3 protein-coding genes are annotated in these 2,204 nt (G+C 66.7%); 1 reads left to right on the top strand and 2 read right to left on the bottom strand.

Annotated features, from left to right (window positions below):
• On the top strand, positions 1 to 442 hold a 442-nt coding region (locus ACK42S_RS17665), incomplete at its 5' end, for an ABC transporter substrate-binding protein (RefSeq protein ID WP_409710701.1).
• Between the two features lie 58 nt (positions 443 to 500).
• Here ACK42S_RS17665 and ACK42S_RS17660 read toward each other — a convergent pair.
• Together ACK42S_RS17660 and ACK42S_RS17655 are read right to left on the bottom strand one after the other, a co-directional pair.
• Positions 501 to 1,688, bottom strand: coding sequence for an AAA family ATPase (locus ACK42S_RS17660; protein WP_409710699.1), 1,188 nt, complete (start codon positions 1,686 to 1,688; stop codon positions 501 to 503).
• 78 nt (positions 1,689 to 1,766) lie between these two features.
• On the bottom strand, positions 1,767 to 2,204 hold a 438-nt coding region (locus ACK42S_RS17655), incomplete at its 5' end, for an ABC transporter permease (RefSeq protein WP_409710696.1).

The raw sequence follows: 2,204 nt of genomic DNA, 5'->3' as shown, positions 1-2,204 counted from the left end.
TGAGCTGGGCTTCAAGGGCGGCTTCGTGATCATCGACCAGGCCAAGATGGACGAGATCGCGAAGGTGACGGGGGGCTATGGCCCGCTGGAAGGCTCGATCGGCGTGCTGCCGCTGGTGGAGGACACGCGAGCCCATGCCCGTGACTTCGTCGAGCGCTTCCGCAAGCTCAACCCGGGGCGCGATCCGAGCTCGGAGGTCTCGCTGAACTACACCGCCGTGCACGCCACCGCGCAGGCCATGCGCCTGGCCGGCACCGTCAGCGATGCCAAGGCCATCCGGGCCAAGCTCAACGAAGCCTTCAAGGCCCTGCCCGACAAGTACAACCCCAACGACATCGAGGGGGTGGACGAAAAGGGCGGCTCGATCGCGAACACCTACGTGGCCGTGGTCGAGGGCGGCAAGGTCCGGCAGGTGACGCTGCGCGAGCTCGGCAGCAAGTAAGCGCCGTGCCCGCCAACGCACCAGGGGCCTTGCGGCCCCATTTTTGCCTGGCGGGCGCTCAGCGCCAGTGGGCCCCCGGCATGATGCGCTTCATGAACTGATCGAACATCGGCACGGTGAAGGCCGTGTCGCCATGGTTGGGACTCCAGATCATGCCCTTCTTGATGAGTGAGCTGCGCACGGGCGCAAGCGTCGTGACTTTCTCGCCCAGGGTGTCGGCAATGTCGCCAGAACGATGGGGCCCCGCCCCCAGTTCAGCCATGGCGCGCAGGTAGCGCTTTTCCTTTGGGGTGCAGCGGTCGAAGCGCACGCGGAAGAAGCTCTCGTCCAGCTCCGCCCGCGCTGTGATGGACGCCCGCTCCACGTCGGCCAGGGTGATGGGCGATTGCGAGGCGGCATTCCAGGCATGGCTGCCCCAGGTCTGCAGGAAGTAGGCGTAGCCCTGGGTCACGTCCAAGATGCGTTGCACCGCGTCGGGCCTGATGGCCGCGCCCTCGTCCTCGATGGGTTTGACGATGGCCAGGCGTGCCGCATCGGGTGGCAGGGCCCCGATCTCGGGGAAGTCGAACATCCGTTCGGCATAGGACTTCGCATTGCCCATGCGGCCGCGCAACTGCGGCAAGCCCGCCCCCACCAGCACCACCGGGAGCTGGCGCTGCGAGGTGCGATGCAAGGCGGTGATCAGCGCGGCCAGCTGGGCTTCTTCGACATACTGCAGTTCGTCGATGAACAGGGCCAGCGCTGTGCCCGCGGCCTTGGCCGCCAGGCCGGCCTGCTCCATGAGGGCCAGCAGATCTTGCTCGAGATCACCGTTGTCGGCCAGGCCGGGCTCGGGCTCGTAGTCCAGGCCCACCTCGATGTCCTTGTAGGTGAGCTTCAGCTTGCTGGCAAACCCCGCCAGCGCACGCAGGCCGCGGATGGCCAGGGCCTTGGCGTTGTCCAGCGCGCTCAGGCGCAGCAGGGCCTGGCGCAGTTGTGGCGCCAGCAGGGCCGGCAGGGACCGCTCCTCGGGCGCTTCGACGCGGATGGTGTGGATGCCTACGGCCTCGGCGTCCTCGCGCATGCGGTCGAGCAGCACCGTCTTGCCCACACCGCGCAGGCCCACGAGCATCACGCTCTTGGCCGGCCGCCCCAGGCGCACGCGCTCCATTGCAATGTGCACCTCCTGGCGCAAGGCATCGCGGCCTGCCAGTTCCGGCGGGGGGGCGCCCGCCCCGGGCGCAAAGGGGTTGCGGATGGGGTCCATGGCGCAAATATACACGAATTAGAGAGTTTATGCATGGAACGTAAACTTGCTAATCCACCTTGAATTGCCTCGGGAGGGCTAGAGCTTCTCCGTCTCCCCGCTCTTGGGCTGCCACTTCATCAGCTTCTTCTCGATCACGCCCACCAGGGCGTCGAGCACCAGCGCAAAGGCGGTGAGCACCAGGATGCCGGCCATCACGGTGTTGATGTCGAAGCTGCCTTCGGCCTGCAGGATGAGGTAGCCCACCCCGCGGGCCGAACCGAGGTACTCGCCCACCACCGCGCCGACGAAGGCCAGACCGACCGAGGTGTGCAGCGAGCTGAAGACCCAGCTCGTCGCGCTGGGCAGGTACACATGGCGCAGCAACTGCTTCTGGTTGGCCCCCAGCATGCGGGCATTGGCCAGCACCACCGGACTCACCTCCTTCACGCCCTGGTAGACGTTGAAGAAGACGATGAAGAACACCAGCGTCACGCCCAGCGCCACCTTGGAGGCGATGCCCAGCCCGAACCACAC

This window comes from Caldimonas sp. (genome assembly GCF_046289365.1).
In the GTDB taxonomy this organism is placed as follows: Bacteria; Pseudomonadota; Gammaproteobacteria; order Burkholderiales; family Burkholderiaceae_C; genus Caldimonas.
This window is presented reverse-complemented; position numbering and strand designations above follow the sequence as displayed.